Raw genomic sequence first — 26,043 nt, 5'->3', positions numbered from 1 at the left:
AAAATGCTGACAAAACGCATTATACCTTGTCTGGATGTTAAAGACGGACGGACAGTGAAAGGAGTAAACTTTGTAAATCTTCGCGACGCCGGTGATGCGGTTGAACTGGGTGCGATGTACGCTGCCCAGGGTGCGGATGAACTGGTTTATCTGGATATCGCCGCAACCGTTGAAGGTCGTTCAACTTTTATTGATCTCGTTCGGCGGGTAGCTCATACCATCAACATCCCTTTTACGGTTGGCGGAGGAATTTCTTCGATTGCGGATGTTTCAGCTTTGTTACATGCAGGTGCGGATAAAGTTTCGATCAATTCGTCAGCCGTTCGTAATCCTGATCTGATAAATGAACTTGCGCTGGAATTCGGGAGTCAGTGTATTGTTGTTGCCATTGATACAAGATACGTGGAAACAAGCGAAGGCATTTTTGAACATATTGTTCATACACACGGTGGCCGGAAACCTACTGAACTTCGTACAATTCCCTGGGCAAAAGAAGTTGAAGAACGTGGAGCAGGAGAACTTTTGCTGACTTCCATGGATACCGACGGTACCAAAAATGGCTTCGCATTGGAATTGACTTCAACGATTTCTGCCAATGCAAATATTCCTGTGATCGCTTCGGGCGGAGCTGGAAACATGGAGCATTTTTACGATGTTTTTACAGAAGGAAAAGCAGATGCAGGACTTGCCGCAAGCATTTTTCACTTCCGTGAAATAGATATTCCTGATTTGAAGCAATATTTACAAGATAAAGCGCTTCCAATGCGCATGACAAAATAGATTCACCGCTGTTGATGACAGCTCAAATTTTATATTAAACAGTACAATGACGAACGAACTTTCAACCATAGATTTTACAAAATCAGCAGACGGACTTGTTCCGGTTATCGTCCAGGATGTTGATACTTCTGTTGTGTTAATGCTTGGGTATATGAACCTGGAAGCTTTTGAAAAAACACAGGCAGAAGACAAGGTTACATTTTTCAGCAGAAGCAAACAGCGACTGTGGACAAAAGGTGAAACTTCCGATAATTTTCTTTTTGTAAAAGAGATTCTTGCTGATTGTGACGGAGATACGATCCTGATCAAGGCTTCACCCGCAGGCCCAACCTGCCACACTGGGGATGATACCTGCTTTGGGGAAAAAAATAACCGAAATTCACGGATCGGGGAAGCTGCGTTTTTAAATTACCTGCAGAAAGATATTATTCGTGACAGAAAGTTACATCCGTCCGAGAGCTCTTATACCAGCAGTTTGTTTAAACTTGGCATTAATAAAATTGCCCAGAAAGTAGGGGAAGAGGCGGTTGAAGTTGTCATTGAAGCAAAAGACAACGACGAAGGACTTTTTAAAAATGAAGTAAGCGACTTACTTTTTCACCTTCTGGTGCTTTTAGAGCAAAAAAACATTGACTTAGACGAGGTAATTAGCGTACTTCGTAGCCGTCACTCATAAAAACTAAAAGCCATATGAATTTATTAATACGCCTTCTAATCAGTACATTGGCCATTGTTGTGGCCGCAAAGGTGGTTCCCGGTGTTTTTGTTGAAAGCTGGACTACCGCTGCTATTGTGGCCATTGTTTTAGGAATTCTTAACACTTTCCTGAAACCGGTGCTTCAGATTCTGGCTTTGCCTATCACAATTCTGACACTTGGGCTCTTCTACTTTGTCGTTAACGTATTTATAATTTATCTGGCTACATATCTTGTAGACGGTTTTGCTATCAGTGGATTTATATCTGCACTTATCTTTGGTTTGGTGGTTTCAGTAGTTTCTGCAATCCTTGGTATGTTTTTAGATTAAGTTTTTAAAAACTTAATCTAAATCAAATCGTATGTTTTGCAAACTACACGCCTATGTTTAGTCAACTCGAAGAAATAAAGGATACTCTTTTTAAATATTTCGAAACGAGAATCGATTTATTTAAAATTGAGACCAGAGATAAAATAGAACGTGCCGCCGTTACCGGTGTGTACGCACTGCTTATTCTCAGTATCGCATTAGTCGTTCTGATCCTGATTGTTATTTTGCTGGGCACTTTTTTAAACAAGTGGCTGCATAGTGATTACCTGGGATACCTGATTTTATTAGGGGTATTTGTTCTGAAATTAACACTGTCAATTGTATTCAGAACAAAGCTGATAGGCTTTATACGTAATATCATCATTCGTTTTGTCCAAATAAAAGAAGATTAGCCATAGTTAAATGGTGCCCGAAAATGATCTTTTCCAAATTGAATTGCTATTTTTGGGTTCTGTTATGGTAATCTCTGCACAATCTTTTTAATTTAAGCTAAAGATATGAGTAGTTCACCAATAGATTCAACCGTAAAACTGTCGAAACCATTTTCGTCAGATACAGAAACGGAGAAAGAAGATTTGCTTAAAGAAGCAGATCTTTATCGGGATAAACTGGAGTCGCAATGGGATAATCTTAAACAGGATGCATCCGGTTATGGCAAACAGGCTTTAATCATAGGAGGTGTTGTTGTTACAACTTATTTATTGCTTGAAGCAATACTTCCAGATGCTAAAAAGAAAGAAAAAATTGAACTTGCTGAGCCTGTAAGACCAGTTTTAAAACAAACGGTTCCGAAAAGGAAAAGCAAATTTGCGGTAGGGGAAGCCGTACAAAGCTTAGTTTGGACATTGGCTGTAGGATGGGCTCGCAAAAAGCTACAGAATTATATTGCAGATGATCACGAATCGGATGAAGATAACAAATCATAAAATAGCAGACCTCCTTTCAAGCAGAAAAGAAGAAAAAAGGAAATCTTTCGCAGTCCTGTTAGATCCGGATAAGGTGAATCTTGACACTTTTCCTGATTTTCTTGAAAAGGCTGTAGAGAATGAAGTTGATTTTTTCTTTGTCGGTGGCAGCCTTATTACGAACTATGCCATTGACAAGCTTATTCTGGCTATTAAGAAACACACTAATATTCCAACGATTCTATTTCCGGGCAACGGACTTCATATTGATCAGTCTGCGGATGCAATATTATTTCTTTCATTAATCTCCGGCAGAAATCCTGATTTTCTGATTGGACAGCATGTTATCGCTGCACCAATGTTGAAAAAAAGTGGTCTTGAAGTGCTTCCAACAGGTTATATGCTTATCGAAAGTGGTAAGCTCACAACCGTTTCTTATATCAGCAATACAATACCTATTCCTAGTGACAAACCGGGAATTGCCGCCTGTACAGCCATGGCTGGCGAAATGTTAGGCCTTAAAAATATATTTCTGGATGCCGGCAGCGGAGCTCAATATCCTGTCTCGGCTGATATTATTGAAGCGGTAAGAGCTTCGGTAGACACTCCGATTATTGTTGGCGGAGGAATAAACACAAGTGAAAAAGCATTGACTGCCATGCAGGCCGGTGCGGATGTAATAGTGGTAGGTAATGGAATAGAACAAAACCAAAACCTGCTTTCAGAAGTTGCGGCTTGTGTTAAAATGTTTAACCTACAAATGGAAAAGGTTTACTAGACGGAAGGGGTAATATTTTGTACTAAAGGAAGGGGTTTCATTATTTTCTAAGGAAATTTTAAGTTCTTGGAAAAATACAATCCAAAATGTTGGGATTATTGAAACTTATCATGCTATCTTTGTAGCGAACCTTAATTACACCCAAGAAATGAAAAAATTCGTAGCATTTGCGTTTGTTGCCGGAATGGTAGCGTTCGCGTCTTGTACTAGCAAGCCAAAAGAAGAAGCAGCTGATTCTACTGCTGTAACTGTTGAAACTCCTATGGTTGATACTGTAGCTGTTGATTCTGTTGCAACAGATTCAGTTAAAGCTGATTCAGTGAAATAATCATTGAGCTTTTTTTGAAAGTTATTGAAAAGCCTTATTTATAAGGCTTTTCTTTTTTTATTTGGGGTATGGAAAAGAAAATATCCTTTGAGGCGTACGTTCCGGAATTAGCTTATGCCTACTGTGATCATCTGCACAAAATTTACAAATTCGATTTTTTTCTGTCTCGCCCCCGTCAAAGCCGTTTAGGTGATTTTACGGTAAAGCCGGGATTTGTTCCCCGGATAACAGTCAACAAAAATCTTAACCCATACAATTTCCTGATTACTTATCTGCACGAGGTTGCCCATCATGTTGTTTATACCCAAACAAAAAGTCGTGGGAGAAAACGTGTATCCCCACATGGTATTGAATGGAAAAGAGAATTTGAGATCTTGTTGATACCGGTTATGAACGACAAGATTTTTCCTGCTGATATTCTTGAACCGCTTTTGAAATATTCCAAAAGCCCGAAAGCATCAACAAGCGGAGATCATGTTTTATATAATGCAATAAAAAAATACGATGACCACTCCTTAAATCCGAATAAAGTTGCTTTGATCCATCTTACCGAAGGCAGCAATTTCGTTTTCCATAACAGACAGTTTGTCAAAGGCTCTCTGCGGCGCACCAGGGTTTTATGTATTGATAAAGCATCTCAACGCCGTTACACAATTCCTGCTCATGCATTGGTCGAGGCTTGCTAGAAATTTACAGTTTATTACTTATCCGGCAATTTTTTGCTGGATTTTTTTGCTGTTAACTTTTCAGACAAAAGCGCAGGAGTCTTCTGTTTTGGCAACAGGCACCTGGTACAAACTTGCTGTCACGGAAAGTGGCGTTTATAAAATTGATGCGAATCTTCTTAAATCCATGGGTGTTGATATTTCAACGCTGGTACCTGATCAAATTAAAATCTACGGTAACGGAGGCAGTATTTTACCTCAGAAAAATAGCGCCAAAAGAAATAAAGATCTGATCCAGAATACGATTCTGGTCAAAGGCGAGGAGGATGGGAAGTTTGATGCCGCGGATGCCGTTTATTTTTATGCCGAAGGTCCAAATGTAATTTCCTATGATTCAGCCAAAGCGAATTTTATTCATCAAGTCAATATTTATTCCGATACAACTTTTTATTTTCTGACTTATGGAAATGGGAAAGGTTTAAGAATTCAGAATAAGCCATCACTTTCAGTCACAAATCAACCAACTGTTAATCAATATGATGATTACTGGTTTCATGAATTAGAATCTGTAAATTTATTAAGATCCGGTCGTGACTGGTGGGGTGAATATATTGGCACATCATCAACATTCACTTTAACCGCTGATTTGCCGGATATAATTCCGTCCTCCAACATGATCATGCTTACTTCGGCGATCGGGACAGCACAGGTTGCTACAAAATTTCAGTGGCAATTAAATGGACAAAGCGTTGGAGAATCTTCCGTTGGCGTTGTTGGAACGGGTACATATGATATAAAAGCACAACAAGTCAAAAGCAAATTTGGATTTACTACGGCGGCAAATTCTGCAACTTCGCTGACTGTTGGTGTGACTTACAATAAAAACGGACAAAGTTCAGCGCAGGCATATCTGGATTATATTGGCTTACAGGTAAAAAGAACTTTAAGCGGTTATGACAAACAGCAATTTTACAGATTTACACCGGGAGTAAAAGATACTGTTTCCTATCAAATTCAAAATATTCCGACGGATTGGAGCTGGTGGAATATTTCAGATCCGGCGCTGATCACTGCTGCGGTTTTAAAAGATGGTGGAAATAACACCTATACTTTTACTGAAAATAAAGCCAAAACTGTAAAGCAATATATCGGTTTTACAACCTCTCAAACCAAATCACCAGTTTCCTGGCAGCGGATTTCAAACCAGAATCTGCAAAAATATTCAACACCTGATTTATTAATTATCACAGCAAAAGCTTTTGAAACGGGAGCAAAACGACTGGCAGATTTCAGAAGTGAAAATGATGGACTGGAAAGTCTGGTTGTAACAACGGATCAAATCTATAATGAATTTTCAGGTGGGAAAACGGACATTTCTGCCGTTCGGGATTTCGTTCGGCTGCTTTATAAAAATGATCGGGAAAAGTTGAAATATCTTCTTCTTTTTGGTGATGCAACCTATGATTATAAAAATCTTTTACAAAACCAGACACAAAGCCAGCGAAATAACTGGGTACCGGTTTATGAAAGCAGGGAATCACTAAACCCGGTTTATACTTATTCTTCCGACGACTATTTTGGTTTTATGGAAGATGAGGAAGGTTACTGGATTGAAACAAATGCAGGAGATTATTCGGTTGAAATTGGTATTGGAAGGCTTCCGGTGAAAACTGCGGATGAAGCTAAAATTATTGTTGACAAACTTATTCATTACGCATCTTCTCCGAAATCCCGCGGAAGCTGGCAAAATACGATCAAATTTGTCGCAGACGATGGAGATGGAAATATCCATCAGGAACATGCGGATGCACTGGCTAAGATCACCCAGAATGAATTTTTGTCCAGCCGGATTTTTCTGGATGCTTATCCTCAGACAACTACAAGCCAGGGACAAAAAGTACCAGCTGTAAATGCTGCGATCAAAAAAAGTATCAATGAAGGAACGCTTATTCTGAATTATACCGGCCACGGCGGGACAAGCGGCTGGGCTGAGGAGCAAGTTTTAACATTATCCGAAATGCAGACCGCGCGTGGTTATGATAATTTGCCGCTGCTGATCACTGCTACCTGCGATTTTGGAAGATATGATGATCCCGGTCTGGTCTCAGGAGCGGAATTAATGGTGCTCAGTCCGCGCGGTGCTGCGATAGGTACTGTGAGCACGACGCGTCCGGTTTATTCAAGTACGAATTTTACGATCAATAAAGCATTTTATGAATCTTTAATTCAAGCCGGGACTAACGGAAGAATGGGTGAAATTTTCAGGATGACAAAAAATGCGAGTCTGGCAGGAAGTCTGAACCGGAATTTTACACTGATTGGCGATCCTTCAATGAAACTTGCGAGAGCGCAGAAAAAAGTGCTTTGGAATGTTTTGCCGGATACTTTAAGGGCTTTGGAAAAAGTAGTTTTAAATGGAAAAGTTGGGGATGAAAATTCGATTGACAAATCTTTCCAGGGAACAGCCCGGGTTATCGTTTATGACAAACAGACAAGTTTTCGAACTTTGGGAAATGAAGGTGATATAGAAACGTACAACGAATTCAGAAGTAAACTTTTTGATGGAACGTTGCATATTAAAGATGGCCAGTTTGTTTGTGAATTTGTAATGCCTAAGGATATTGATTACCGTACGGGAACGGGAAGAGTTGATATTTACGCATTAAGTGAAGATAGCCTGACCGACGCTTCGGCTCAACTGGATATTCTGGTCGGTGGAAGTGCTGAACTATTAGTCGATAATACACCGCCAAAAATATCTGCCTATCTCAATTCCACTGATTTCCATGACGGTGATACTGTGGATGGATCGTCAATTTTATTTTTGAAGTTAAGTGACGAAAATGGTATTAATGTGTCAAAAGCAGGAATTGGGCATGACATCACGATAACACTCAACGACACACTTACTTTGGTATTAAACGACTATTACACAGCAGATCTGGACAATTTTAAAAGTGGAACGGTCCGTTATCCGTTCGAAAACCTTAATCCGGGAAATTATACTATTCGTATTAAAGTCTGGGATACGTATACTAACTCTTCAGAATTAACGTTCCGATTTCAGGTAGGTTTACCAACCGGGATAAAACTAAATAGCTTGACCGTTTTTCCAAACCCTTTCGATCAGGATCTTTCGTTTGAATTAAATCAGAGCAGAGCCGATGATGATGTGGAAATTGTTTTTAGTATATTGCTGAACTCGGGACAGATACTCGGTTCGTATCAATGGCAATATTATAATAGCGAGTCTGTTATTAAACAAACAATTCCTCCTATACGTCATGGCGGGTTCACTTCCGGTACCAGTTCCTATATATATGTAGTAAAAATCCGATCGCTGAAAGATAATTCTGTGGACACCCGTTCAGGGAAACTTCTACGTTTACGTTAGCGAATAATAAATCTTGTAATTTTATTATAGTATTAAATATCTTTCATTGTATTTTTGACCCTTTAAAGAAGTCGATTAACACCACTTCCTATCGCAAATCCAATAAATATGAGACTATTTTTTGTTAGTGTATCTTCATTAATCATTTTGTCAATGAGTAGTTTGCTTGCTCAGTCTACCGTGGACACAACTCGCAGAATACCGACTTCACCTCTATCTTTTTTAACTTTTGCACCTGACGCGCGTAGTGCCGGTATGGGTGAAGCGGGCGTAGCACTAAGTGCCGACGCAAACGCTACTTACTGGAATGCGGCAAAACTTCCTTATGCACAAAAGGATTTCGGAGTTTCAGCTTCTTACACACCATGGTTACGTAACCTGGTAGATGACATGTGGCTGGGATATCTTACTGCTTACAAGAAAATCGGAAAGGATCAGGCAATTGCCGGTTCGGTTAACTTTTTCAACGGTGGCGAGCTTGACTTGCGTAACGGCGTAGGAACGCAGCTGGGTACGTTCAATTCCAGAGAAGTTGCCATTAGCGGTACGTATTCACGCCAGCTTGGGAAAAATTTCTCAATGGGTTTAACGTTGAAATATATTTCATCTAACCTTGCAGGAACGGCTGTTGTAAATGGTGTTTCACTTCGTCCTGCACGTACCGTTGCAGGTGATATCAGTGCTTACTACCGCAAACAAATCAAAAATGAAGATACCGGCAGCGAGCTGACCTGGTCTTTGGGAGCGGTATTGTCTAACCTTGGAGGTAAAGTAAATTACGGTTCAGGAACTGAAACGGAAAGCTTTATTCCAACCAACCTGAAAATTGGTGGAGGACTTTCTTTCTCTGCGGATGGGCGGAACAAATTTAATTTCATCGTTGACGCAAATAAATTGATGGTGCCAACACCACCAAAAGGAACTGTCAATACCAATTACACGAAAGGAGCACTTTCAGGAGCATTTGGTTCGTTCTCGGATGCGCCGGACGGATTCAAAGAAGAACTTCAGGAAGTTGCGATTGCCGCCGGAGCTGAATACTGGTACAATGATATTTTCGCGCTTCGTGCAGGATATTTTACTGAAAACAAAAACAAAGGCGACCGTAAGTTCTTTACAGCGGGTGTAGGTGCCAAATTCCTTGAACGTTATTCTGTTGACTTTGCCTATATGTTCCCGGTTGTACAAAACAGCCCGTTGGCACAAACTTTACGTATCACGCTAGGTTTGAGCTTAAACAAAGCAGAGAAACTTGATGTTAGTGACAACAACTAATATCTTTACTTCCTATTAATTAATAAAAAGCGAATGATGTTACTAAACGTCATTCGCTTTTTTATCAATACAAGACTATGACACTCGACAGAACCGAAGCTCCCGATTTTAAAGTTATCAAAACAATCAACTTACCTGAGCCGCAATCTCATGTACTTGATAATGGCATTCCTCTTCACGTAATCAGTATTGGTGAACAACCAGTTGTGCGTTTTGAGTGTATTTTTGAATCAGGAAACTGGCATGAAACTTCTGCTGGTGCATCGTTTTTCGCAATAAAAATGCTGCCGGAAGGAACCAGGTCTTATACTTCCTCAGCACTTAGCGAGGCTTTTGATAATATCGGTGCATTCATTGATATGACTCATTCTTCTGATCGCTCGGGGATTGTCGTTTATTGTTTATCAAGATTTTTGCCGGAAGTGCTTACGCTAATTCGTGAATTGATTGAAAATCCTGTTTTTCCGGAAAAAGAGCTGGATGATTTGAGGAATATCACTTTACAGAATCTGCGTATCAATAAAGAGAAAACGGCCTATCTGGCTACTACGGAATTCCGCAGGCAATTATTTGGCAGCGATCATCCGTATGGACAAAGTCAGGAAGAAAAAAATATTCAGGAATTGCCATTGGCGAAGATTCAGGAACATTTTGAAAAATATATCAAAAACGGAAAACGTACTTTGGTATTGGCCGGACAAGTGAGTGATCAGGATGTGAAATTGGTTAACGAATATTTCGGTCAGCTTGATTACAAAACAAATGATTTGGAAATCGAGCACGACAGTTACACAGAATATCAGGGAAAAGAAGTTCTGGTTGAAAAATCAGACAGCGTACAGTCCACAATTCGTATCGGCAGGAAATTGTTTACCAGAAAACATCCGGATTATTTCAAGATGCTGGTGACAAACGAAATCCTTGGAGGATATTTCGGATCACGTCTGATGAAAAATATCCGTGAGGAAAAAGGGTTGACTTACGGGATTTCTTCACATATGATCACGCTTGGCCGCGAAGGTTATTTCATGATTGGAACCGATGTGAAAAAAGAATTCACACAACAAACGATCGATGAAATAAAAAAGGAAATCTATCGCCTTCAAACAGAAGTTGTGGGTGAAGATGAATTGCAAACAGTAAAGAATTTTATGGCCGGGGAATTTGCGGGATCTCTAAACACAGCATTTGAAGTTGCAGACCGCCAAAAAATTCTTTTCCTGGATAGTTTACCCGCCGATTATTTCAGCAAATATATCGACCAGATTCACGCAACAACGCAAGAAGACATTCAACTAATGGCATCAACCTATTTGCTGCCGGAAGAAATGATAGAAGTAGTGGTAGGAGGAAAGTAATCTTTTTAATGGTTAAGTGTTAATTGTTAAGGGTTAATGAGGCTGGAAACCAGTTCTTGGCCGTTAACAATTAAAGTATATGAGCTTCCAAAAAAGCATTACTTCGGCTAATACTTGAAATATCCATCCTTAACAATTAACCCTTAATTGTTAAGGATTAATGAGGCTGGAAACCAGTTCTTGGCCGTTAACAATTAATGTATATGAGCTTCAAAAAAAGCATCACTTCACCTAATACTTCAAATATCCATCCTTAACAATTAACCCTTAACAATTAACCATTAATTTAACGCTTCTTTGTACGCCTTCAAACAACGCTCCCGGGCGAATTTATGATCTACAATGGGTGTCGGGTACTTCATCGTATTGAGTTCCGGTACCCATTTTTTGATATATTCTCCTTTTGGATCAAACTTGGCGGCCTGGGCTTCGGGATTGAAAATTCTGAAATAAGGCGCTGCATCTGTTCCTGATCCTGCTACCCATTGCCAACCGCCATTATTAGCTGACAAATCATAATCCAGTAATTTTGCTGCAAAATAGGCTTCGCCCCAACGCCAGTCTATTAAAAGATGTTTGGTTAAAAAACTTGCCGTAACCATCCGGATGCGATTATGCATAAATCCGGTTTCATTCAACTGATGCATGCCGGCATCAACCAGCGGATATCCGGTTTTTCCCTGGCACCATAGTTCAAATTCCTTTTCGTTATTTCTCCATTTGATCTTGTCATAATCTGCACGGAAAGCTTTTCCTTGTCCAACCTGTGGAAAATTCCAAAGAATCTGAAAATAGAAATCCCGCCAGATTAATTCGTTCAGGTATGTTTGACTATGTTCAGAAGCTTTTCTGGCCAGATCACGGATACTAACCGTTCCGAAACGCAGGTGAAGACCCATTCGTGACGTTCCCGGAATCGCTGGATAATTACGGTTTTCTTCATATTTCTCAATCAGATCAGATTTGACGTGATCGTCAGGAAATTGATGATCCGTTTCAACAAATCCAATTTCCTTATAGGAAGGAATCGGATGAGATTTTATTTTGAAGAATTTGGAGAAGTATTTTTCGGTAGGATAGGACGATAAATAGAAATCGTTAAGTTTTGCTTTCCAGGCTCTGCTATATGGCGTGAAAACGGTATAAACCGTATTCTGCCCGGTTAAAACTTCCTGTTTTTCAAAAATAACCTGGTCTTTAAAGCTCTTAAATTCCGCTCCGTTTTTTGCTAATAAATCTTTTACTTGTCCGTCGCGCTCCTTTGCGTAAGATTCGTAATCATTATTTGTATAAACCTCTGCGATATCATACTCCTCAATCAGGTCTTTCCAAATGTCAAGTGGAGGGCCATAGCGAACCAGAATATCGGAATCGTGCTTTTTTAATTCTTTTTGTATTTCAATGATAGCATCGAAAATAAAAGTGACCCGTTTATCTTCTTTATTTTCAAGCTTATCCAGAATAACTTTATCAAATATGAAAAGAGGCAATACAGGCAATCCTGATTTTAAAGCGCGATATAAGCCCGCGTTATCATGAAGGCGTAAATCGCGGCGATACCAAAAAATTGCAATTTTCTCTTTTTCCATAAACCTGATTAAAAAAATTAAACCGGAAGGAATTTATATTGGCTTCGTTCCGGAAATTACATACATCATTGCTCCACCAGCAGAATGGTACTTGTTAGCATCAATATTACGCAACATGCGTTCTCCCAGATGCGCGTATTTTCTTTTATATTTTTCAAAAAAATCAAGATTTTCCTGACCCATTGCCCTGAAATAATCATAATCTGAAAATTCCTCGTTACTCCACGTATTCCCGTTTTGCCACTGTTTCATGGTAGCGATTTGCTCTTCGGTGTTGTAAGGCGGATACATGGCAATAGCTTTATCCGAAAGCCGAACTTCCACCTGATCAAATCCTGCCTGAGCGAGAAATCCAGGAACAAGATCGCCAAGGGAATTATCTCCAAGTCCAAGTTTCTTTTTCCCTCTTTCAAAAATCAAGGCATATTTAACATGATCCAGGACTTCATCAATCGGGTCGTTCATGGAAACTGAACTTTGCGTCAGACTTTGCACCAGATTATTTGGTTCAACACAAAGAATTGTGCCACCAGGCTTCAAAACCCGTTTCATTTCGTCAATTACAACCTTGGGGTGTTGAACATGAATCAATAATGTTTGACAAGTGACGATGTCAAAAGTTTCATCCTCGTATGGGAGCTCATGGGCATCTCCCTTTTTTAAGTCAAAATCAATTCCTTTGGATTCAAAATAATGGCGGAGTTCACTTTCACCTTTTGCCCATTTTTTGTCGTTGTCGACACCAGAAACTTTGGCCGGGGAGCCAAGATAATCTACCAGCAGACGGCTCCAATGGCATTGTCCGCAACCGACATCCAACAAGTTAAAATGGGTATGCAGCTGTAATCTTTTTGCCAGTAAATTTAAAAATCCTTCATTCCACCAAAAGTCACGGTATTCACCAAAAAAATCTTCCGAATGTCCTTTACGCTTTATATTTTTAGTTCTCATAGTATATTTACAAAATCAGAGCTTACAAAGTAGTAGGCTTTAATCTGCCTTTAGAGAACAGGATTTTAGACAGGATAATTCGTATAGCGCATATATCTTTCCTTTTGTCTGACAATTAGTATGTTACATCATTTTAAATAAATAAACCGCTCATGAAATTAGTATTCAGTATTGCACTTACTCTTTTTTGCTTTGGGGCTTTTGCTCAAAAGCAGGTAGATAAGAAAGAATGGAAGCAGCTTTTTAACGGAAAAAATCTGGATGGCTGGGATATAAAAATCCGTGGTTATGATCTGAATGACAACTTTGGAAATACTTTTCGCGTAGAAGATGGCAAAATGGTCGTTCGTTATGATAAGTACGATGACTTCAAGCAAAAATATGGACACATTTTCTACAAAAGTGATTTTTCTTACTACCGGATTGCCGTTGAATATCGCTTCGTAGGCGAACAGGCACCAAAAGGTGAAGGCTGGGCATGGAGAAACAGTGGAATCATGGTACAAGGCCAGCCAGCTGCTACGATGGGTAAAGATCAGGATTTTCCAATTTCGATTGAAGTGCAGTTACTTGGTGGCGATGAAAAAAAACGTACTACCTGTAACTTGTGTACGCCGGGAACAAATGTGGAAATTGACGGAAAACTGGTTACGCAGCATTGTGTCAATTCAACTTCAAAGACCTATAACGGAGATCAGTGGGTACGTGCGGAAGTGTTGGTTTTAGGTGATTCGTTAATTCAACATTTTGCAAATGGAGAAATGGTTTTGGCTTATAACAAACCACAAATGGGGGGAGGAAATGTAAGTGGAAATGATATAGAAAAAGTAATTGATGGGAAATTATTAGATCATGGCTCTATTTCATTGCAAAGCGAAAGTCATCCGGTAGAATTCAGAAAAGTTGAAATTCTTAATCTTAAAGGCTGCACAGATCCGAAAGCGACGAATTACAAAGATTATTATGTGAAGTCTTATAATTCAGCTTGTACTTATAAGAAAAAGTAATCTGTAAGGAAGTCAATAAATCGTTTATAAACAAGAAAGGCGCCTCCCAGAAGCGCCTTTCTTGTTTATAACTCGATGATGGTATTACAAACGGACAATTTCTGCACCGATTGCATTTAAACGCGTATCAATATTCTGATATCCACGGTCAATTTGTTCAATATTGTCAATAATACTTACGCCTTTGGCCGACATAGCTGCAATAAGAAGCGCAACACCCGCACGAATATCAGGAGAAGTCATACGGATTCCTCTTAATTGCGTTTCACGGTTGTGGCCGATTACTGTTGCACGGTGTGGATCACAAAGAATAATTTGAGCGCCCATTTCAATCAGTTTATCCACAAAAAATAAACGGCTTTCAAACATTTTTTGGTGAATTAGCACCGTTCCCTGTGCCTGCGTTGCTGTTACCAAAACGATACTTAGCAAGTCAGGTGTAAATCCTGGCCATGGTGCATCAGCAACGGAAAGTGTTGAGCCGTCCAGATAATTTTCCATCCGGTATTTTTCCTGAGCTGGAATAAATATGTCATCACCACGAAATTCCATCTGGATTCCAAGTTTCTGGAAAACTTCCGGGATAATTCCCAATTCAGGAATCTGACAGTTTTTGATCGTAATTTCAGATTGTGTCATGGCTGCCAATCCGATAAAACTACCGATTTCAATCATATCCGGAAGCATGGTATGTTCCGTACCTTTCAATTCACTCACACCTTCAATAACGAGTAAATTTGAAGAAATACCGGAAATCTTTGCGCCCATGCGGTTCAGCATTTTACAAAGCTGCTGAAGATATGGTTCGCATGCTGCATTATAAAGCGTGGTGGTACCTTCTGCCATCACAGCTGCCATCAAAATGTTGGCCGTTCCGGTTACCGAAGCTTCATCCAAAAGCATGTAAGCACCTTTCAGATTCTTCGCGTCAACACGGTAAAAACCTCCGTCTTCACCATCGTAACTAAATTCTGCACCCAGTTTTTCAAAGCCGATAAAGTGCGTGTCCAAACGTCTTCTGCCGATTTTATCTCCACCCGGACGTGGAATTCTTCCTTTACGGAAACGTGCCAGCATCGGTCCAAGCAACATCACAGAACCACGAAGAGCAGCAGCTTTCTGACGGAAAGAATCTGATTCAAGATAATCCAGATTGATATCATTCGCTTCAAAACGAACAGAAGAATCGCTCAAACGCGTTTTTCTAACGCCCAGATCTCCTAAAAGATCAATAAGCTGATTTACGTCACGGATATTAGGAATGTTATGAATTGTAACCGGTTCCGATGTAAGAAGTACGGCACAAATAATTTGTAATGCTTCGTTTTTGGCACCTTGAGGTATAATTTCACCTTTCAGGCGTCTGTCTCCTGTTATTTTAAATGAAGCCATAGGTAGTTGCAGGCAGTATGGAAGTTAAAAACCGGTTGAGAAAATAAGGCCGGACATTAAATTCCAGGCTTTTTACGATTGTTATTATTGTTGTTATTACGATTGTTGTTGTTATTGTTTCTGCCTGCGAATTTATTGTTGTTGTTATTGTTAGGGCGATTTCTGTTGTTGTTATTGTTCGATCCCTGACGATCCTGGCTAGGCTGAGCTTTGAAAGTGTTTGAATGATTCCCGCGATTTCTGTCCTGATTGCTGTTACGATCTTTTGGAGCAGCATCTACCGGGCCATTTTTACGGATATAATCGATTTCTTCTTTCAATTGTCCTTTTGTCAACAATTCAAGCTGTCCGATCAATACATGGTCCTCAGGATTATCCTTGTTCCAGGTATTAAAAAACGAACGCATCAAACGAAAAACGTAGGAAACAAAAGCCAGTCTGTCTTCGGAATTTTCAGTTTGGATCGCCTTTTGAATCAGCAAATCAATGTTACGTCCATAGTGACGGTACATCAGATTATGTTGATTATAACCAACTGTCAAAGGTTTTTTACCCAAAGATTCAGGAGAAGGCGGTGGGTATGGGCTGTCCACATCCAGTTGAAATCCTGACATGATGTACAGATCATCCCAGAGTTTGTTTGTATAATCCTGATTATCCCTCATGTTCGGGTGTATCTGACGCATGAGTTCAATCAATATGTGCGCGTAGAGATTGCGTTTCGCCTTATCCTCCATCTTCACGATGTGGTCGGCAAGTTTTTGTACGTTGCTACCGTATTCTTTCAAGAGCTTCGAAGATTTTTAGAATTGACAAAAATAAGAAGTTTTTATGGAAAGTAAAGGTAAAGGGTGGGAGAAGTCGGGTTGGAGGAAGGAAAAAACGGTTAATATTTAGAAGAAACTGGTCTTGTGCCTGTTTGATTATATAAGCTTAAAAATAGAAAGGGCCTGGAAAAGTAGTTCTAATAGTCATAATGGGTAATGCTTTGTAATGATTTACAAACTTTCTTCTTCAACCCGTCTTTCGGAATTATTTCAACCCAGGAAAGAACAACCAAAACAATCAACAAATTCTTCAATCGCATTGTAATCTGTTCATCCGGAATTCCACAAACGAGTCCGCTTAAAACAAGGAAAGTAAAAGGAGATAACAGCCGATAGCCAGGTTCGTCAAAATGACTGAAAATTCTAAGGATGAAAAGAAAAATCAGATAGAAAAAGGCTACCAGAAAAGTATGTTTCGCCCAATTGCTGAAAGTGAATTTTGGACCCAATTCTTTTATTATCAAAGCAGTCAGTAAAATCTGAAAGCTATTTCCAATAAAAGAAAACACTTCAAAGGAATGAAATGTGAAGTTTCCAAAAATTGATATCTCATTGATCAAACCCTTTGCAAAAGAAACTGCATTTTCCATTATTCGGATATTATCTTCAAAACGAGCTCCGCCATATAATTCTCCACTGTTTTGATAGTTAAGAAAAAGATAAAAACCGAAACCAGCCGACCAAATAACTGAAAGAAATGCAGCGGTCAAACTTTTGTTCTTTTCCTTTTTTTGAAAATAGTAAACGCTAAAAATGAAACTTAAAGGGATTATGAAAATTCCCGCATATCGAGCAAGTATCAACAAAAAGCCAAGCAAAAGCACTGAAATTGTTCTTGAAATTGACAATTCCGATGAATTAGCTATTTGATATGAATGATAAGTCCAGCAAAATAAAATAACCAGAAATAACGGCTCAGACCAGGTATGAGCCCAAAGTTTTAAAAAAGATCCAAGTATAAGAATGCAGCCGATTAAGACAGATTTACTTCTGTCAAACCATAGGTTTAAAAGGGAAAACCAAATTCCCGTCGCGCTAATATTCACAATTTTGGAAGCCCATAACACATCGATTTTTGTGAAAAAAGATACCAGGGCAATTGTCGAGGAATAACCCACCGGAAATGTTCCATTCCATTGAAATCCTTTTTCTTCAAAAATGGTATAACCATTTCCACCTAAAATATTTTTGGCAGATTCAAGATAATACTGAGAGTCAATGGTTGTGTAATGATTTGGATTAATGCAGGCGAGCAATAGGATTAGTGAACTGTGAAAAAGCCACAGTATCAGCAAAGAATAATTTGGATTGAGTTTGCCCTGCATATCAATGCATCCAGATCAATTTTCCACTTATGCCTTTTTTTGCTTCTGGCGTCAGAAATATATTTTGAGCTTCAATATCCATGCGATAGAGATAAGCTCCGGCAGAAATTCCTTTTGGATTCCAGATAAATTCATTTTTTCCTAAATGCGGAATGATTTGTCGTTTCTCAATTACTCTTCCTGATTTATCAAAAATCGTTATTTTCCATTTTTTCGGAGGTTCTGTTCCTCTGAGTTCGATATTGAATTTGAAATACAAACCGGAAGGATTTGGTGAAACGTATGCAGAAATAATTTCCAGTGTATCGGAAACGGCAGTATCTGGCAGAATTAATTCTGTTGAAAAAAGATTATTGTTTTCATTTTCTTCTACTATCTCATTCGTTGGATCAAATGTAAAAGTCCATTTTTCTTTTTCTGGTTTGATGTACTTGTTTGGGATAGTAAACGAAATTATATCCAGAGAAACTGGCGATGATTTTACAATTTGATAAGTTTCGGTCGTTATAGAATCTCTTGTGCGAGTGATATTTATTTTCACATTCTCGCTTTTATACTTTCCAAAATTGTTAAGTCCGATTTCGACTTTTATCGAATCCGTTTTAGCCGATAATACTTTTCTATAAGGATTAGAAAATTTTAATAATTCCGGCTGCCATGCATAATCTGGCAAGGTTGCAGGAAATAATTTAATCGCCGGATCGCCTTGCAGATTCATTTGTTGTGCCGTGATGGCATCAGAAAGTGTCGGATATTTTAACATATTTCTCCTGATCGCTTCCTGCTGAATTATTCCAAATGGTTGATTGGTAAAAGTGCTATCGGCTAAAACTTCATAAAATGAATCTGTATAATGTTTCAGTGAGGAGGAAACGCCATTATGTGTATGTGCAAGAAATAAAACTGCACCTTTTTTGGGTGTGAGAATCCAGTTGTTGCTGATCGTTGCAGGCGAATAAAATGAATTTCCCAATGCGCAGCCATTCATGATAATAGCTGGAAACAAAGAATCATTTTTATAATTTCTTTTTTGATCGTCGGCATAACCTAGTTCGACATCCGTAGAATTCAAGCTCGAATGACCGTAAAGCGTTATTAATGATACACCTTTATTCAATATCGTATCAAGCGGAAAATCTTCTTTCAGCGCGTTGGTTTGTTTTGAAATCGTAGTGATTTTGCCGACAATCGGAGAAATAACTTTTTCGAAAGATTGAACATATTCTCTGTAAACTTCCCGTTCAACATCCGTATGACCGCCACTCAAATGCAGAACGTTTTTTCGCCAGGGAACCGCTTTATTTTGACTTTCAAACGCTTTTACTTTTTGTAAATAGTCATAAACATTTTGGGAATTTGCAGCATTCACTCTCCCAACCGGAAGCAAAGGGATATATTTCGAAGAATCTGCCAATCCCATCGCCAAAGCAATGTCCGATCCTGGCCAACCTGCGTTTGGAATCATATCATTTTCTCTTGCTTTTGGCTGATGTCGAGCTGTTTGCGGATCGATTGATTTTCCAAGTATAAAAACAAATTTTAACTCAGCTTTTGCATTTAAATACGAAATTGCATTTCTGATTCCCAATGGCCCAGGTTCTCCGTAATTAAATTGATCATAAATTTCTTCACTATTCAAAATCAATGGTTTAAAGTTACCACCAGTTTTTGAAGCGCGATATACTGCATAATCTTCGACCGGATCTCTACTTTCTTTAATCGGATTTCTAACCAACGGATGGCTGATGATCAGATAATCAATTTCAGGATTGATATTTCGAAATTTTACTAATCTTGGGGTGAGAATCTTCATCGGCTCTTTGAAAGCAATAACTTTTGAAGCGCCATTTATTGATAAAATGGAATTTGTAATAGCTAATCTTTTAAGCTGATAAGGATTTGATGCATTGTAAAATTTCCAATTATCAGCATTAGTTAACAGTATGGATTTTTCTGAAATTTCGGGATTGAAATAGAATGTTTTTTGAAGTGAGGTTGGAGGAAGTAAAACTTTCTGAGGGTAAATCCATTTGATATAAGACACAGAAATGGAGCCGGAATTATTGACTGGAACTACGGAAATAGATATACTTCCATCAACGCGTAAATCTTCCTTTTTTAATGAAACGATAAATTTTTCCGAATTATAATTCAATAATGCAACGGAAGTTAATTTCCTGCCAGTCGTTTTTGAATCACCAGTCCAAATTTCTATTTCATGATTTCCTGCATTTCTTCCAACAAGTAGTAATTCAACTTTTGTCTGGTCAAATTTATCAGGGATTACATTTTCAGGAATTATTTTAAATGTTTGCCGTTGTTCATTTGCTATAAGTTTTCCCGTCCAGCCTTCGCCATAATCATAGGTCGTCAGCGCAGTTCCGGTGTCATAATCACTGCCTATTGGATATAAATTTCCGGCTGGATAATCGGTGGTATTTAATTGTAATACTTTATTGAAATGATAATCAATTAATTCTGACGAACTCTTGGAATCTGAGATTTCAATTCTTTTTCCGGGAATATTATTTTTATTAAAAGTCAAAAAATAAGAAGCCGTGTCAGAATATAGACTGTAATAATTGTGCGGCATCGCCTCAGGATTTACATAAAGTAGAGAATCCAAAGCGCCGTCATTCTTCTCTCCAAAGTAAGTCAGATAACCTTCCTGGCTTAACTTCTCACCAGAATTCTTGATTTCCAGGGCCACTTCCTGACCTCTTCGAATTAATTGCAAAGAAGAAACAGGAACCGAATCTATCGGAAAACCTGCTTGCCGGAGCTCAGCGGAAGTGATTTTATAAATTCCCGTCTCTACGACAGGAATGCGGAGATAGGTTTGTGAAATATTAATCCATTCATTTCCATATTTCTTTTGTGCTGAAACCTGCGCAGCGGTGATAAGACCAAGAAATACGATTTTAAGATAGTAATGTGTGTACAGCCTTTCCATATTTCTAAAAGAAAATCAGGACGGCCGTACACAGTTTTATGCTTCTTTTCTTGCATAAAGATTCATAGAAAATGAATAGGCGTGACGTTCATCCTTATCGTGAAATTCAGAGGAAATCAACTCCCATTCATCCCAATCAAGTTTTGGGAAATAAGCATCACCTTCGATGGTTGTGTGTACTATGGTCAGATACAACTTTTCCACCAAAGGCAGAGCTTGTTCAAAAACAGAAGCACCTCCTAAGACAAATACTTCGTTTTCATCTTTAAGTAACGCGATGCCTTCATTTAAATCATCGGCACGTTCCGTCTTATCAAAACTTTCAAGATTTTTATTCCTGCTTAACACAACATTTTTGTAGGAAGAGTGTAGTGCATCAGCAGCTTCAAAACTTTTTCTCCCCTGAATAAATGGTTTCCCGTCCGTCACTTTTCTGAAATGTACCCATTCATCCGGCAGGTGCCAGGGCAATCGGTTATCCTGTCCGATTACCTGATTTTCGCTCATGGCAGCGATGATATATAAGTGTGGCTTGGTCGACATGCAGATTTTAGTGTTGAATGAAATGATCTCAAAATATAAAGTAAAAATAACTTAATTCTCAAACACGTGCTTTTTTTTGCCGGTCAACCTGAAAATTAACCACTTATCAAAACCAGTAAAAGATTTTCACCTAGTACCTTGCATCACAAAGTACCTGTGTATACCTTTGTACGTATAGAAGGTGCAAATCCTGTCTATTAGCCATGAAATAATATTTCATTTAGTAAAACATGACACTGTATGAATATCGAAAATGCCCAAGTGCAGATGCGGAAAGGAATTTTGGAGTTCTGTATCCTGCACATCATATCCCGGGGCGAAGTGTATGCCTCGGATATGTTGGATGAACTAACTTCTGCAAAAATGATGGTTGTGGAAGGCACACTCTACCCTCTATTGACACGACTGAAAAATTCGGGTTGGCTGGATTATAAATGGGTGGAATCTTCGTCCGGACCTCCCAGGAAGTACTATGTTTTGACAGATGAAGGAAAGATATTTCTGGATGCTATGCAGGCCACATGGTTCGAACTTGCAGATTCGGTAAAAACGGTGATTCACCGTACCGAAGAACTGAGTAAGACAGATACTTCTAATTCCTAACTGATCATTTAAAGACCTTCGATTATTTCAATCATGAAAAAGACAATCAGTATCAATATAGGCGGTGTCATCTTCCACATCGAGGAGGACGGATACGAAAAGCTGAAAAGCTATCTCGGTTCTATTCAGAAATATTTTTCTTCGTTTGCCGATAGTAAAGAAATCCTTTCAGACATTGAAGGAAGGGTTGCAGAGCGTTTTTTGAACAAACAAAAAGCAGAAGCAAAACAGGTTATTTCGCTGGTGGATGTTGACGAATTAATTTCTGCGATGGGTACCGTGGCGGATTTTGAAGCCATTGAACAAGCGGAAGATATTTTTGCGGATCCATTACAATCGGCAGCTCCGGGCTCGACTTCAACACCAAAGGAAGAGGCTTATTCTTCTGCATATTCATCTCCTACTCCAAATACAGAAACAAGATTTCCGGCAAGTCCTAAAAAACTTATCCGCGATCTGCGCAGAAAACTTTTGGGTGGGGTTGCAGCTGGTTTGGGACATTATTTTACCATTGATCCGCTTTGGGTTAGGTTGGCCTTTTTATTCGCGGTGATTGGTCTGCCAGCTGGTTCTGGTATGCTTGACCTGAATATGGAAGATGAATTTGGTCCGTTATCTGGAATGGTTGTGTTGGTTTACATTGCCATGTGGATCGCATTTCCGGGTTCTACAACTTTGGAAGAAGATACCAAGATCAAGAAATTCTACCGGAATCCTGATCGCAAAGTAGTAGGTGGTGTTGCCGCGGGTGTAGCTTCGTACTTTGGGGTTGATCTCGGTGTTGTACGTTTCTTGTGGGTACTTTCAATATTTTTATTCGGTTCCGGAGTTTTGATTTATATCGTACTATGGATTATTGCGCCTGCGGCCAATACGCTGACAGAAAAAATGGAAATGCAGGGGGAGCCGATTACGCTTTCCAATATTGAATCGAATATCAAACAAAGTCTGAATTTAAGTGATAAGGGAGGAGAAGAAAATCCGGTCACCAAAATTTTACTTTTCCCTTTCCGTGCTATTGCCTTGATTATCCAGGCGTTGGGGAAGTTATTCAAAGGCCTTGGGCCAGTACTTAGGATACTTACGGGTGGATTTTTAGTACTTCTCGCAGCCATATCTTTATTTGGACTTGTAGTTGGCGGTGCGGTTGTAATGGGTTTCGCCAACGTAGCAACATTTGACGGAATGCCGGTACCTTTCAGGATTTTCCAGGAATTGCCATCAAGTTTAATCTTGTCCGGACTTCTGGTTTCGGCGGTTCCTATGATAACTTTTCTTTTATTAGGATTAACACTTTTATCCAATAAGAAAATTGTCAGCGGCTCGGTTTGGCTGACTTTGTTAGGACTTTGGATTGTAGGAATTATCGTTGCAACGGTTCAGGGCGTAGCTTACCAACAAAATTTTGCTAAACGCGGAGAATTTACAACAACTGAATTTTACGCAGTTCCCGCCGGAACACTTACGCTTGACGAACAGGATAATGACGAAGACGAAAGTATAGATGTAGATATCCGACTTGCGGGTTACAATGGCGGAGATAGTCTTAAACTTGACAAAAAGATGACGTCAAGAGGACGTACAAAACAGGATGCCAGTAAAATTGCTTCTGAGCTAATGTACAATGTGACTGTTAAAGATTCTGTATTTACCTTCCCGGAAGGACCTACATTAGGAGCAACAGGTCGTTTCAGAAATCAGCAGATTGATCTGACACTTAACATCCCTTACGACAAGCCATTTATTATTTCAAGATCACTTTGGTACTCTATATCACATTATTTTAGTGGAAATCACCATCTGGATACGTATGATTTGGGTGATGACGAGATAAACTGGAATAATCTGCGCTGGACAATCCGCCGCGATTCAGGATTGGTTTGTACAAATATTCCTGCAAAATATATTCGTCAGGACGAAGAGGACCATCATGACGATCAGGAAAATTATTCTGTTGATGACGATGATGATGATTCTGATTTTAGTCTGGGAGACCGCGGAAATTATATCAAACAATTCCCGGTGAAGGATTTCAAAAAACTGAGTATCGGCGGCGCTTATTCGATCAGCGTTAAACAAGGTGCAGAATTTAATGTTTCCGCAGACGGTGAAGAAAATGATGTTGATGATTTAAGAATATCTGAAAAAGATGGAGTACTTATAGTGAAAGGAAACTCCGGTTTTAGTTTGTTTGGAAATGATGGCAGAAGAATCGGTATTGTTATCACCATGCCGACGGTGGAAGGAGTTTCTATTTCAGGTGCCAATAAAGCCAAAATCTCAGGATTCAAAGGTCTTTCAAAACTAAGTGTAGATTTGACCGGTGCTTCCAAAACGGATATTGATGTTGAAACCAACGAATTAACGGTTGAATTAACCGGTGCTTCAAAGGCAACATTAAGAGGCTCTGCAACCACAGCTAATTTTGACCTGACAGGAGCTTGTAAATTAGTCAGCACAGGAATGAATATCCAGAATGCTGATGTATCCGCAACCGGCGCATCGAAGGTTAGTTTGGGACATATCCCTAATTTGAAAAAAGATGTAAGCGGTGTAAGTAAAATAGAATCTCAGGAATAATTTAAGTTCTGATGCAACCTATTTTATTAATTTGACATCCATTCCTCGTAATCAAAACCTAAAAAGAAATTAGACATGAAAAAATTACTTTTATTCGGCTTATTCTGTTTGTTCTCATTGAGCGTTTTTGCTCAGGAAAGCCGTACATTTTCCGTTTCCGATTTTAGCAAACTTTCCATGGGAAGTGCATTCAAAATTGATGTAAAACAAGGAAAACAATATAGTCTGACGGCATCCGGAGAAAGTGACGATGTAAAAGACCTTGAAGCAAAAGTTGTTTCAGGTATTTTGAAAGTCGGATACAAAAACAATAGCTGGAACAAACGCCGCAAAACGGTTAACATCAATATTGTAATGCCTTCATTGGATGGCGTAGATTTTTCCGGTGCATCAAAAGTTGTTGTTAATAAATTTGTAGGTACAAAATCGATGGCAATTGAAGTTTCAGGTGCTTCGCAGGTTACTATGGATTTCTCTGCACCAAAAGTAACTTTTGAACTTTCAGGAGCTTCTTCCTTAACAATCACAGGACAGGGTGATGTTTTGAATGGTGAAGTATCGGGTGCTTCTTCTTTCAAAGGAGAAAGTTTTCCTGCAAAATCGGTGAACATTGATGCGTCAGGAGCGAGCAGCGCTTATGTTGTAGCTAGCGCAACTGTTCATGCAGATGCAAGCGGTGCAAGCAGAATTCGTTATTCAGGAGATGCAAAAGATATTCATTCAAATACTTCCGGCGCAAGTTCTGTGAAAAGAGAATAAGAATTTTTAAGACGAATATTATAAATAAGCCGGCATCGTCCGGCTTATCTTGTTTTGTATCCGATCATAAATTTACTGACAGAACAATTTGATGGGTAATATATTTAGGGACATTGTTAACTTAGCACCCGGTTATTCATTTTTATTGATCAGTTTGCCGGTATCGCATGAAACGCACATTTGCTAGTTTAATACTTTTGGTTTTTTCTCTTTTGATTGTTGAACCGGTAAAATCCCAGTCAACGATCAGTGAGCGTTATTTACATCCTTTTGGTGTTTTCAGTTTAACAGGCGGCGTAGGTATTGCATATTACCAGGGCGATTTACGGACCAGTATCAACAGACATTTGGGGTTAGGTCCATCGGTTTCTATTGGTGCTTTATATAGACTATCCGAACATTTCAGTGCGCGGGGTGAAATAAGGTTATACCAGGTTTCCGCCGATCAGAAATACGATAAGAATTATGTGAAAAACCTTTCTTTTAAAACCATTAATCCGGATATAAATATTGGAATTCAGGCAGATATGTTTGCCTATAACCGACATGCGAAAATTAATCCTTACCTTCTGGCAGGTGTGGGCGTTACTTACATGACACCCACAGCCGTACTCGACGGAAGACGCGGAAGTCTGGCACCTTTGCATACTGAGGGTGTTAAATACAGTCGTTTACCTTTGGTTTTTATGGCCGGAATTGGTGTTTCAACCAAGATTTCTGACCGTTGGAGTGTTGGTCTGGAATTGTGCAACAACTTTGTAAATTCAGATTATCTGGATGATGTAAGCGGTGTTTATCCGGATCCGGCAACTTTGTCAAGCGAGGCTGCCCGCAGACTTTCTGACCGGTCTTCCGAAATAGGACAGCCGGCGCAACAGCCTGGATGGCACAGAGGAACGTCTCCTAAAAAAGATAAATATCTTTTTTTACAGTTTCGTGCCAGTTATTTAATTGGAACAAGAAAAGAAGCACACGAGCGCAAAGCAGTTCGCTGCCCCTAACCGC

The 26,043-nt window shown here is 39.3% G+C and carries 23 protein-coding genes; 16 read left to right on the top strand and 7 right to left on the bottom strand.

What is annotated here, in order from left to right; translation table 11 throughout:
* The first annotated feature begins 3 nt into the window (after nt 1-3).
* From hisF to IEE83_RS26395, 11 genes are all read left to right on the top strand, one after another.
* On the top strand, nt 4-780 hold the full coding sequence (gene hisF, locus IEE83_RS26445; protein ID WP_194123763.1) for an imidazole glycerol phosphate synthase subunit HisF: 777 nt from the start codon (nt 4-6) through the stop codon (nt 778-780).
* 46 nt (nt 781-826) lie between these two features.
* Nucleotides 827-1,456, top strand: coding sequence for a bifunctional phosphoribosyl-AMP cyclohydrolase/phosphoribosyl-ATP diphosphatase HisIE (hisIE, locus tag IEE83_RS26440; protein ID WP_194123762.1), 630 nt, complete (start codon nt 827-829; stop codon nt 1,454-1,456).
* 14 nt (nt 1,457-1,470) lie between these two features.
* Nucleotides 1,471-1,806, top strand: a complete 336-nt coding sequence (locus IEE83_RS26435; RefSeq protein ID WP_194123761.1) for a phage holin family protein — start codon at nt 1,471-1,473, stop codon at nt 1,804-1,806.
* Between the two features lie 53 nt (nt 1,807-1,859).
* Nucleotides 1,860-2,198 carry a phage holin family protein gene (locus IEE83_RS26430; RefSeq protein ID WP_194123760.1) on the top strand — a complete coding sequence of 113 codons (339 nt, stop codon included), beginning with the start codon at nt 1,860-1,862 and terminating at the stop codon, nt 2,196-2,198.
* A 183-nt stretch (nt 2,199-2,381) separates the two neighbouring features.
* Nucleotides 2,382-2,732, top strand: coding sequence for a hypothetical protein (locus tag IEE83_RS26425; RefSeq protein WP_228102088.1), 351 nt, complete (start codon nt 2,382-2,384; stop codon nt 2,730-2,732).
* Nucleotides 2,713-3,489, top strand: a complete 777-nt coding sequence (locus tag IEE83_RS26420) for a phosphoglycerol geranylgeranyltransferase (RefSeq protein WP_194123758.1) — start codon at nt 2,713-2,715, stop codon at nt 3,487-3,489. The genes IEE83_RS26425 and IEE83_RS26420 overlap by 20 nt, the downstream gene beginning before the upstream one ends.
* Nucleotides 3,490-3,637: 148 nt before the next feature.
* Entirely contained in the window at nt 3,638-3,817 is a 180-nt protein-coding gene (locus IEE83_RS26415; protein ID WP_194123757.1) for a PG1828 family lipoprotein, read from the top strand.
* A gap of 68 nt (nt 3,818-3,885) precedes the next feature.
* Nucleotides 3,886-4,503 (top strand): hypothetical protein, encoded by a 618-nt coding sequence (locus IEE83_RS26410; RefSeq protein WP_194123756.1) that lies wholly within the window; start codon nt 3,886-3,888, stop codon nt 4,501-4,503.
* 46 nt (nt 4,504-4,549) lie between these two features.
* A complete protein-coding gene (gene porU / locus IEE83_RS26405; protein ID WP_228102087.1) occupies nt 4,550-7,876 on the top strand; it encodes a type IX secretion system sortase PorU in 3,327 nt (1,108 codons plus the stop codon).
* Nucleotides 7,877-8,029: 153 nt separating this feature from the next.
* Nucleotides 8,030-9,151 carry a type IX secretion system outer membrane channel protein PorV gene (porV, locus tag IEE83_RS26400; RefSeq protein ID WP_228102086.1) on the top strand — a complete coding sequence of 374 codons (1,122 nt, stop codon included), beginning with the start codon at nt 8,030-8,032 and terminating at the stop codon, nt 9,149-9,151.
* A 77-nt stretch (nt 9,152-9,228) separates the two neighbouring features.
* The gene (locus IEE83_RS26395) at nt 9,229-10,509 is read left to right on the top strand and encodes a M16 family metallopeptidase (RefSeq protein ID WP_194123754.1); all 1,281 of its coding nucleotides are present in this window, start codon (nt 9,229-9,231) and stop codon (nt 10,507-10,509) included.
* 281 nt (nt 10,510-10,790) lie between these two features.
* On the opposite strand, the gene IEE83_RS26390 is transcribed toward IEE83_RS26395, so the two are convergent.
* Both IEE83_RS26390 and IEE83_RS26385 read right to left on the bottom strand, forming a co-directional pair.
* Nucleotides 10,791-12,098, bottom strand: a complete 1,308-nt coding sequence (locus IEE83_RS26390; RefSeq protein WP_194123753.1) for a cryptochrome/photolyase family protein — start codon at nt 12,096-12,098, stop codon at nt 10,791-10,793.
* A gap of 33 nt (nt 12,099-12,131) precedes the next feature.
* Entirely contained in the window at nt 12,132-13,049 is a 918-nt protein-coding gene (locus tag IEE83_RS26385; protein ID WP_194123752.1) for a class I SAM-dependent methyltransferase, read from the bottom strand.
* A 152-nt stretch (nt 13,050-13,201) separates the two neighbouring features.
* Between IEE83_RS26385 and IEE83_RS26380 the strand changes: the two genes are divergently transcribed.
* The gene (locus IEE83_RS26380) at nt 13,202-14,056 is read left to right on the top strand and encodes a 3-keto-disaccharide hydrolase (RefSeq protein ID WP_194123751.1); all 855 of its coding nucleotides are present in this window, start codon (nt 13,202-13,204) and stop codon (nt 14,054-14,056) included.
* Between the two features lie 84 nt (nt 14,057-14,140).
* Here the strand turns inward: IEE83_RS26380 and murA are convergent, their stop codons facing one another.
* From murA to IEE83_RS26355, 5 genes are all read right to left on the bottom strand, one after another.
* Entirely contained in the window at nt 14,141-15,448 is a 1,308-nt protein-coding gene (gene murA / locus IEE83_RS26375) for a UDP-N-acetylglucosamine 1-carboxyvinyltransferase (RefSeq protein ID WP_194123750.1), read from the bottom strand.
* 56 nt (nt 15,449-15,504) lie between these two features.
* Nucleotides 15,505-16,236 (bottom strand): DUF4290 domain-containing protein, encoded by a 732-nt coding sequence (locus IEE83_RS26370; protein ID WP_194123749.1) that lies wholly within the window; start codon nt 16,234-16,236, stop codon nt 15,505-15,507.
* A gap of 176 nt (nt 16,237-16,412) precedes the next feature.
* Complete coding sequence (locus tag IEE83_RS26365) at nt 16,413-17,600, bottom strand: hypothetical protein (RefSeq protein WP_194123748.1); 1,188 nt, start codon at nt 17,598-17,600, stop codon at nt 16,413-16,415.
* Between the two features lies 1 nt (nt 17,601).
* A complete protein-coding gene (porU2, locus tag IEE83_RS26360; protein WP_194123747.1) occupies nt 17,602-20,553 on the bottom strand; it encodes a putative type IX secretion system sortase PorU2 in 2,952 nt (983 codons plus the stop codon).
* Between the two features lie 36 nt (nt 20,554-20,589).
* Nucleotides 20,590-21,096, bottom strand: coding sequence for a dihydrofolate reductase (locus IEE83_RS26355; protein WP_194123746.1), 507 nt, complete (start codon nt 21,094-21,096; stop codon nt 20,590-20,592).
* A gap of 240 nt (nt 21,097-21,336) precedes the next feature.
* Between IEE83_RS26355 and IEE83_RS26350 the strand changes: the two genes are divergently transcribed.
* The 4 genes from IEE83_RS26350 (at nt 21,337) to IEE83_RS26335 (ending at nt 26,039) form a co-directional block, all read left to right on the top strand.
* Nucleotides 21,337-21,699 (top strand): PadR family transcriptional regulator, encoded by a 363-nt coding sequence (locus IEE83_RS26350; protein ID WP_194123745.1) that lies wholly within the window; start codon nt 21,337-21,339, stop codon nt 21,697-21,699.
* A gap of 33 nt (nt 21,700-21,732) precedes the next feature.
* The gene (locus IEE83_RS26345; RefSeq protein ID WP_194123744.1) at nt 21,733-24,279 is read left to right on the top strand and encodes a PspC domain-containing protein; all 2,547 of its coding nucleotides are present in this window, start codon (nt 21,733-21,735) and stop codon (nt 24,277-24,279) included.
* Between the two features lie 75 nt (nt 24,280-24,354).
* Nucleotides 24,355-25,038 carry a head GIN domain-containing protein gene (locus tag IEE83_RS26340; protein ID WP_194123743.1) on the top strand — a complete coding sequence of 228 codons (684 nt, stop codon included), beginning with the start codon at nt 24,355-24,357 and terminating at the stop codon, nt 25,036-25,038.
* Nucleotides 25,039-25,205: 167 nt separating this feature from the next.
* Entirely contained in the window at nt 25,206-26,039 is an 834-nt protein-coding gene (locus IEE83_RS26335; RefSeq protein WP_194123742.1) for a putative outer membrane beta-barrel protein, read from the top strand.
* Nucleotides 26,040-26,043: the final 4 nt, after the last annotated feature.

It is taken from the genome of Dyadobacter subterraneus (genome assembly GCF_015221875.1).
Taxonomy (GTDB): Bacteria; Bacteroidota; Bacteroidia; order Cytophagales; family Spirosomataceae; genus Dyadobacter; species Dyadobacter subterraneus.
Note: the sequence above shows the minus strand (reverse complement) of the source record. Positions and strands in the feature narration are given on the sequence as shown.

What these genes read in the sequence shown, in the direction of transcription:
- hisF (WP_194123763.1), top strand. Translation starts at nt 4, where the DNA reads ATGCTGACAAAACGCATTATACCTTGTCTGGATGTTAAAGACGGACGG.
- hisIE (WP_194123762.1), top strand. Translation starts at nt 827, where the DNA reads ATGACGAACGAACTTTCAACCATAGATTTTACAAAATCAGCAGACGGA.
- IEE83_RS26435 (WP_194123761.1), top strand. Translation starts at nt 1,471, where the DNA reads ATGAATTTATTAATACGCCTTCTAATCAGTACATTGGCCATTGTTGTG.
- IEE83_RS26430 (WP_194123760.1), top strand. Translation starts at nt 1,860, where the DNA reads ATGTTTAGTCAACTCGAAGAAATAAAGGATACTCTTTTTAAATATTTC.
- IEE83_RS26420 (WP_194123758.1), top strand. Translation starts at nt 2,713, where the DNA reads ATGAAGATAACAAATCATAAAATAGCAGACCTCCTTTCAAGCAGAAAA.
- IEE83_RS26415 (WP_194123757.1), top strand. Translation starts at nt 3,638, where the DNA reads ATGAAAAAATTCGTAGCATTTGCGTTTGTTGCCGGAATGGTAGCGTTC.
- IEE83_RS26410 (WP_194123756.1), top strand. Translation starts at nt 3,886, where the DNA reads ATGGAAAAGAAAATATCCTTTGAGGCGTACGTTCCGGAATTAGCTTAT.
- porV (WP_228102086.1), top strand. Translation starts at nt 8,030, where the DNA reads ATGAGTAGTTTGCTTGCTCAGTCTACCGTGGACACAACTCGCAGAATA.
- IEE83_RS26395 (WP_194123754.1), top strand. Translation starts at nt 9,229, where the DNA reads ATGACACTCGACAGAACCGAAGCTCCCGATTTTAAAGTTATCAAAACA.
- IEE83_RS26390 (WP_194123753.1), bottom strand. Translation starts at nt 12,098, where the DNA reads ATGGAAAAAGAGAAAATTGCAATTTTTTGGTATCGCCGCGATTTACGC.
- IEE83_RS26385 (WP_194123752.1), bottom strand. Translation starts at nt 13,049, where the DNA reads ATGAGAACTAAAAATATAAAGCGTAAAGGACATTCGGAAGATTTTTTT.
- IEE83_RS26380 (WP_194123751.1), top strand. Translation starts at nt 13,202, where the DNA reads ATGAAATTAGTATTCAGTATTGCACTTACTCTTTTTTGCTTTGGGGCT.
- murA (WP_194123750.1), bottom strand. Translation starts at nt 15,448, where the DNA reads ATGGCTTCATTTAAAATAACAGGAGACAGACGCCTGAAAGGTGAAATT.
- IEE83_RS26365 (WP_194123748.1), bottom strand. Translation starts at nt 17,600, where the DNA reads ATGCAGGGCAAACTCAATCCAAATTATTCTTTGCTGATACTGTGGCTT.
- porU2 (WP_194123747.1), bottom strand. Translation starts at nt 20,553, where the DNA reads ATGGAAAGGCTGTACACACATTACTATCTTAAAATCGTATTTCTTGGT.
- IEE83_RS26355 (WP_194123746.1), bottom strand. Translation starts at nt 21,096, where the DNA reads ATGTCGACCAAGCCACACTTATATATCATCGCTGCCATGAGCGAAAAT.
- IEE83_RS26350 (WP_194123745.1), top strand. Translation starts at nt 21,337, where the DNA reads ATGAATATCGAAAATGCCCAAGTGCAGATGCGGAAAGGAATTTTGGAG.
- IEE83_RS26345 (WP_194123744.1), top strand. Translation starts at nt 21,733, where the DNA reads ATGAAAAAGACAATCAGTATCAATATAGGCGGTGTCATCTTCCACATC.
- IEE83_RS26340 (WP_194123743.1), top strand. Translation starts at nt 24,355, where the DNA reads ATGAAAAAATTACTTTTATTCGGCTTATTCTGTTTGTTCTCATTGAGC.
- IEE83_RS26335 (WP_194123742.1), top strand. Translation starts at nt 25,206, where the DNA reads ATGAAACGCACATTTGCTAGTTTAATACTTTTGGTTTTTTCTCTTTTG.